Source organism: Acidiphilium sp. 34-64-41 (genome assembly GCF_002282635.1).
Classification (GTDB): Bacteria; Pseudomonadota; Alphaproteobacteria; order Acetobacterales; family Acetobacteraceae; genus Acidiphilium; species Acidiphilium rubrum.
In genome coordinates, this window is record NZ_NCJX01000130.1 from 1 (window position 1) to 6,172 (window position 6,172).

Genomic DNA, 6,172 nt, shown 5'->3' on the forward strand with positions numbered 1-6,172 from the left:
CGGGACCAAAAACCATGCGTGCCGGATGGGCGCGTTTCGCCTCAATGGCCGCAGGCTTCGCCCTCGCTACCCAATCAAATGTGTGAATCCCGTAGGTGATCGCGATCATCGGGACCGGCGCGGTGCTGGATGGGTTCGACGGATCGCTGGCCCTGCTATTGGCCCAGGCGCGGGCGCATCAGATTGATCTGTCGACGCTGCGTTTACTCGAACTGCTCGACCAATTGGCTGACCGATTGGAGCGGGCGCGGGCGACAATTCCGCTGGGCCATCAGGCGGACTGGGTGGTGATGGCCTCCTGGACTCTGCTGTTGCGGTCTGACCTGCTTTTGCCAAGGGAAACGCCGGCGTAACAGGCGGCGGAACGACGTGCGTCTGACCTGCTGGACCGTTTGGTTGCGTTGCAGGAGATCCAGGCGTTGGGCGCGTGGCTGGAGTAGCGTCCGCAGTTGGGGCGTGATGTTTTTGCCCGCGGCCGATCAGAGGCGATCGGGGGCGTGGTCGGGAGTTCCATCAAGGTCGATATGATCGCCTTCCTCTGGGCGTGTCTCGAGCAGTTAGATGATCCAGCCGACGTCGTCGACACAAGGCCGATCTATCGTCTGCCGGCGCTCAGCCTCGAGCAGCTGTTGCCGGGACCCAATCAGCAGACGGCCCAACCGGAAACGCAAACGCGGTTGCGTCGGCGCTCTGCGTGGTCGAGTACGTTCGTCGCCAGCCTGGAACTTGCCAAGCAAGGCGATGTCGCTCTCATGCAGGCAGAGAACTTCGATCCTATCATCGTCAGCGTAAGTTCCGGCGACCAACCTCCCCAGAATATTTCTTCGACGCCTTCCGCTTCTCCATAGCCCCATTCTGTCAAGAGCTTGAGCCTCCGGCAAACCCAGTGCGGTTCAAGAGTGAGCAGACCTGCCGGTGAGCAGCCGGAGGCAATCGTTGCTGCGATATATTTTTGATTGTCTCTTGCTTGGTAAGCAACAGAGTGCTTCTCTCAGATCATAAAAACGCGATCGGCGCAGGCCGCCGCATAATGCCATCGTGGCAGAGGGAGAACGGTCATGCGCGGAGCAATTCGGGCAACCACGGAGCCAGTCATCGTGAATTATACCCGGGCCAGGGCATGACACTGCTGACGCTCGAGGATGTCGGCAAGTCGTATGGGGCGGTGCAGGCACTCAGTAATGTCAGTTTCCAGGTCGGCCCGGGCGAAATCGTCGGGCTGATGGGTGATAATGGCGCAGGAAAATCGACCCTGGTGAAAATCATCGCCGGCGTATTCCGCCAGAGCGAAGGGACCATGCGGTTTCAGGACAAGGAGGTGCATTTCCATGCACCGGTGGATGCGCGCAGGGCGGGGATCGAGGTCGTGCATCAGGATCTGGCGATTGCCGATAATCTGAGCGCGGCCGCCAATATTTTTCTCGGCCGCGAGTTGCACCGGCGGATTGCCGGATTTCGCTGGCTCGACCACGCCGCAATGGCAAAGCGCTCGGGCGAATTGTTCAATGAATTGAAAAGTGAAACCCGGCCGGGTGAGTTGGTACGGCGGATGTCCGGCGGGCAGCGCCAAGCGGTGGCGATCGCGCGGACGCGGCTTGCCGATGCCAAGCTGATCCTGATGGACGAGCCGACCGCGGCGATCAGCGTGCGCCAGATTGCCGAGGTCCTGGCGTTGATCCTGCGGTTGCGCGATGCCGGGATCGCCGTGTTGCTGATCAGCCACCGGATGCCCGATGTGTTCGACGTGTGCGACCGGGTGGTGGTGCTGCGGCGCGGCCGGCTGGTGGCGAACAAGGCAATCGCCAGTTCCTCGCCGCAGGAGGTCACCGGCTTGATCACCGGAGCGCTCGAAACGGCATGAGCGATTTCAGCAATGTGCGCCAGGTTTCCTGGCATTCGCGCGGCTTTCTGGCTTCGCAGACCGCCTACGTCACGCTTGCGCTGGCGCTGCTGGTGGCGGCAATTTCGGTGGTCGCGCCGGAGTTTCTGAGTTTCGGCAATCTCAGCAACGTACTGACTGATTTTTCGTATATTGGCATCGTTGCCTTCGGCTCGACGCTGGTCATCATCACCGGCGGGATCGACCTTTCGGTAGGATCATCGATGGGGTTGTCCGCGATCATCGCGGCGATGCTGTTCCGTGCGCTCGGCCCGACGGCGGTTGCGGGGGTGCCGGGCGCGGTGCTGGCGATTTCGGTGGTGGGCGGCCTTGCGGTGGGTGCGACGATCGGGCTGATCAACGGGTTGCTGATCGCTTATACCGGGCTCGCACCGTTCGTCACCACGCTTGGGATGCTGAGCATCGTGAGAGGGCTGTGCTACGCCATCACCAACGGCCAGGGCGTCGATATCACCGGGCCGGAGGCGAACCTGTTCTTTCGCCTGTCGGATGGCACACTGCTCGGCCTGCCGGTGCCGCTGCTGTATCTGCTCGCACTCGGCGTGATGATGGGATTGCTGCTGCACCATACCGCGCGTGGCCGCTATGTGTTCGCGATCGGCGGCAACGAGCGGGCGGCAGCGCTCACCGGCGTGCCGGTGCAGCGGGTCAAAACCGGGGTCTATGTGCTATCGGGCCTTACCGCCGCGCTGTCCGGCATTCTGCTCGGTGGCTGGCTCGGCTCGGTGCCCGCCAACCTGGCGGATGGGTATGAGCTGCGCATCATCGCCGCCTCGGTGATCGGGGGCGCCAATCTGCTCGGCGGCGTCGGCGGCCCGCTCGGTGCGATCGTCGGATCGGCGCTGATCGAGGTGATCCGCAACGGGTTGGTACTGGCGCGGGTGAATACATATTGGCAGCAGACGGTGGTCGGCGCGATCATCATCGCGGCCGTGCTGGTCGATCGGCTGCGTAGCCGACGGCTTGGCCAATAGGGCGGGGGAAACCGCTCCGCTGGCTTATCGAACGATGATAATAATCACGACAACAAAACGGAGGATCGATACGATGACATCCAACAATAAGAGAACGGGGCTGTGGCTGACGGGCGCCGGCACCGCCGCGGTGCTGGGGGCATTGCTGCTTTCGCCGGCGCCGGCAAAGGCCGGCAAGACCTATGATTTCGCGATTGTGCCGAAATCGCTCAACAACCCGTATTTCGACCTGTCGCGCGATGGCTGCATGGCGGAAGCAAAGAAGCTCGGCGATGTGAAATGCACCTATACCGGCCCGGTGACGCAGGACGCCGCGGCCGAGGTGCAGACGGTGCAGGATCTGATCACGCGCGGCATCGACGGTATCGCGATCTCGGTCGCCGATCCTGGCTCGATCGCGCATGTCATCGCGCGGGCGCGGGCCGCCGGCATTCCGGTGATCACGTTCGACGCCGACGCGCCGGACACCAAGCGGCAGGTCTATGTCGGCACCGACAATCTGCAACTCGGCAAGGATCTGGGCCAGCAACTGGTCAAGGCGCACCCGACGCCTGGTACCTATGCGGTAATTTCTGGGGGGCCAGCGGCGGAGAATCTGGCGCAGCGGGTCGATGGCGTGCGCGACGTCTTGAAGGCCGCGGGCTGGAAAGAAGTCGGCGGGTCACCAACGTTCTGCAACGACGACAGCGCGCTCGGCATGCAGCAGATGACCGACCTGACCACCGCCAATCCCAATCTGTCGGCGATCGTCGCGGTGGGTGGCTGGCCGCTGTTTACCGAGAACGCCTATGACGATTTCTATAACAAGCACAAAGCGGCGATCGATAGTGGCAAGCTGACGATCGTTTCCGCTGATACGCTGCCGGCCGAGCTCAGCGAGCTCAAGAAGGGCGAGGTCGCGGCGCTGGTGGGCCAGCAGCCCTATGCGATGGGGGCGAAGGCGATGGAGATTCTGCGCGCCCTGAAACAGGGCAAATCGGAAAAGACGATCCAGTATGTCGGGCTCGATGTCGTGACGAAGGACAATGTCGCCCAGTTCATGAAGTAGGGCGCGTGGGCTGCTGACAATGCCCCCTGCGGCTCGGATTTGCCAGGGCCTGGCTAGGATTTCGATCCGCGGGGGAGTTTCAGCCATTTTCTGCCGCTGCATCGCGGCTGTACGTTCTTGATGTAGCCTGGCAGAGTGGGTGCCATGGGAACTGGATCAATGCAGTGACCACGGAGATGGTGTGGTAGCCGGCGATCGGCTTGGCATGGTATCCGGTCGGGCCGCAGCGTCATGACGAAGGGCGCCTTTGGCGGTGTCAGTTTCCCTTCTAAAGGGCTCTGCCTCAATTCGTGTGATGTGGGTTGACACTGAGAGGGATCATTTGCGGGTGGAGCAAATCGACGCCCGCACGGCCGTGCATCGCCCGTTTCAGCGTCTTCAGGCGGTTGATCTGACCTTCAGTTTGACCGTTGCTCCAGGTTTCGGTTATTGCATTGCCAACCGCCGCCAAATCTTGGCGCAGCGTATGGACGAAGCGGCGAATACCATAAAGTGTTGAGAGGTCGGCGTCATGCAGCCCGCAGCCGGCCCAGATGAGATGGGCTGCCGGCGTAGCCAAGGTCTCTGATCTCCAGCAGCGAGGGCCGCCCGGACGTGCAGCCCTCGGCCCAGCGTCGAGCAAGATGGTCGTGAAAACTGCTTGGTGTGTTTGGCTTCGGCGCCATCACGTTGCGCTCTGGCATCGCATCGAGTCGCACCCATGCCTTATTCCCGAATGCCCTCTGAGCGGAGGCGCTCAAGGTTCCATGCGCACAGCGCATGCACCAAGCTCTGCCACATGGGGCACCTGCTGATGGAGAACCGCAACGACCTCGTCGTTGCGGTCTGTGCGACGCAGGCGAGCGGCACGGCCGAGCGCGCGGCTGCGGCGGCGATGATGCGCGAGCGCGACGCGTACCGGGGTGCTGCCCTCGGCGCCGACAAGGCCTATGACACTGCCGACTTCGTCGCCGAGATGCGACGACAGGGCGTCACGCCGCATGTCGCCCATAACAACAAACGCCGCTGGTCGGTTGGATGTTCACCCTCAAACCGGCGGCCTACAACCTTGTCCGAATGCCCGTGCTCCGGGCGAACCCGATATGAGAGGGTGTCAGGCCGGGAATCTGCCCGATATCAGGATTCGGCAGCAAATTCCGACGACGAGAGCGATAAAATAGTGGAATTCGGCCACTCGATCGCCCACCCATGCTGGTGGGACGGTTGCTGGAACAGCGAAGTCCGCCGTTTTTCTGCAGCCTGTTAAAGGGAAACAGACAGGAATCATAGATCGAGTCGCGCCGCAAGCCCTGTGTATGGACACAATCGGAACGTAAGGAATTCACTCTACGCGCGGCTTTCCATACTCTTCATATTATTCTGAAGTGAAAACTTCGGGTTAGACGACTATCGCCGGCGCCAGGATCAGCACCGGGCTACAGGACGCCGCCCGACCGAGGCCCAGGCTGCAACCGCGCTGCAGGCGCGGGAGCGCAGCCGCAGTCAGGATAGTGGCTTGAGCATGTAGGTGTGGGGCGGTTATACGGAAATTTACTGGGCGGTAGCAGAAGAATCTTGTCGCCACAGAAGACCATACAACACATCCGCCTGCAACGGCGGATCGAAGATGTGGCCTTGGACGAACGAACATCCCTGACTGATGACGTAATCAAGCTGGATATCGGTTTCGACACCCTCTGCTGTCACAGGAAGATTTAAGGCTGCGGCCATCCCCATGATAGCCTCGAATACCGGCTGGCGGTCTTCGCGATCTCGAACTGCGGATATGAATTGCTTGTCTATTTTGAGAAAATCGAAACGGAACGTATTCAGATACGACAGGGACGAATACCCCACCCCGAAATCATCCAGAGCGAGACTGACACCCAGACTTCTGAGGTTCTGAAGTACCCTTATGTTCGCTTCATGATTAGCAATGAGAACTGACTCGGTCACTTCGAGTTTGAGCCGCCTGGCGGGTAGACCTGACGCTCGCAAGGCTTCCTGAACCACGGCCGGAAAATCTCCGGGTTCCAGCTGTCGCGGCGAAACATTTACTGAAATCATCACCGAATCTGGCCATTCGAGAGCCGTCATACAGGCCTGGTGCAGGACCCAGGCACCGAGTTCCCGAATGAAGCCGCTCTCTTCGGCGATCGGAATGAACTGGGTCGGTGATACGAGACCACGGCTCGGATGATGCCAGCGAAGGAGGGCTTCGACGCCTTTGATCTGCCGATCCGAAACTTGGACAATGGGCTGGAACATCAG

7 protein-coding genes and 1 pseudogene are annotated in these 6,172 nt (G+C 61.1%); 6 read left to right on the top strand and 2 right to left on the bottom strand.

The annotated features are described in order from the left end of the window. Nucleotides 1–95: 95 nt before the first annotated feature. The 5 genes from B7X49_RS17625 (at nt 96) to B7X49_RS17645 (ending at nt 3,922) form a co-directional block, all read left to right on the top strand. Complete coding sequence (locus B7X49_RS17625; protein ID WP_286705152.1) at nt 96–353, top strand: hypothetical protein; 258 nt, start codon at nt 96–98, stop codon at nt 351–353. A 171-nt stretch (nt 354–524) separates the two neighbouring features. Beyond that, nucleotides 525–848 (top strand): hypothetical protein, encoded by a 324-nt coding sequence (locus B7X49_RS17630; protein ID WP_286840427.1) that lies wholly within the window; start codon nt 525–527, stop codon nt 846–848. Nucleotides 849–1,120: 272 nt separating this feature from the next. Continuing rightward, nucleotides 1,121–1,861: an ATP-binding cassette domain-containing protein gene (locus tag B7X49_RS17635; RefSeq protein WP_286705154.1), complete on the top strand. Its 741-nt coding sequence runs from the start codon at nt 1,121–1,123 to the stop codon at nt 1,859–1,861. Beyond that, entirely contained in the window at nt 1,858–2,874 is a 1,017-nt protein-coding gene (locus B7X49_RS17640) for an ABC transporter permease (RefSeq protein ID WP_286705155.1), read from the top strand. Before B7X49_RS17635 ends, B7X49_RS17640 begins: the two co-directional genes overlap by 4 nt. Before the next feature lie 73 nt (nt 2,875–2,947). Beyond that, nucleotides 2,948–3,922, top strand: coding sequence for a sugar-binding protein (locus tag B7X49_RS17645; RefSeq protein ID WP_286705156.1), 975 nt, complete (start codon nt 2,948–2,950; stop codon nt 3,920–3,922). Between the two features lie 283 nt (nt 3,923–4,205). Here B7X49_RS17645 and B7X49_RS17650 read toward each other — a convergent pair. Next, nucleotides 4,206–4,439: pseudogene (locus B7X49_RS17650) on the bottom strand (ISL3 family transposase); the annotation flags it as partial. Between the two features lie 261 nt (nt 4,440–4,700). On the opposite strand from B7X49_RS17650, the gene B7X49_RS17655 reads away from it, so the two are divergent. Beyond that, the gene (locus tag B7X49_RS17655) at nt 4,701–5,168 is read left to right on the top strand and encodes a hypothetical protein (protein WP_286705157.1); all 468 of its coding nucleotides are present in this window, start codon (nt 4,701–4,703) and stop codon (nt 5,166–5,168) included. Between the two features lie 284 nt (nt 5,169–5,452). Here B7X49_RS17655 and B7X49_RS17660 read toward each other — a convergent pair. Next, a partial coding sequence (locus tag B7X49_RS17660) for a bifunctional diguanylate cyclase/phosphodiesterase (protein ID WP_286840429.1) occupies nt 5,453–6,172 on the bottom strand: 720 nt, incomplete at its 5' end.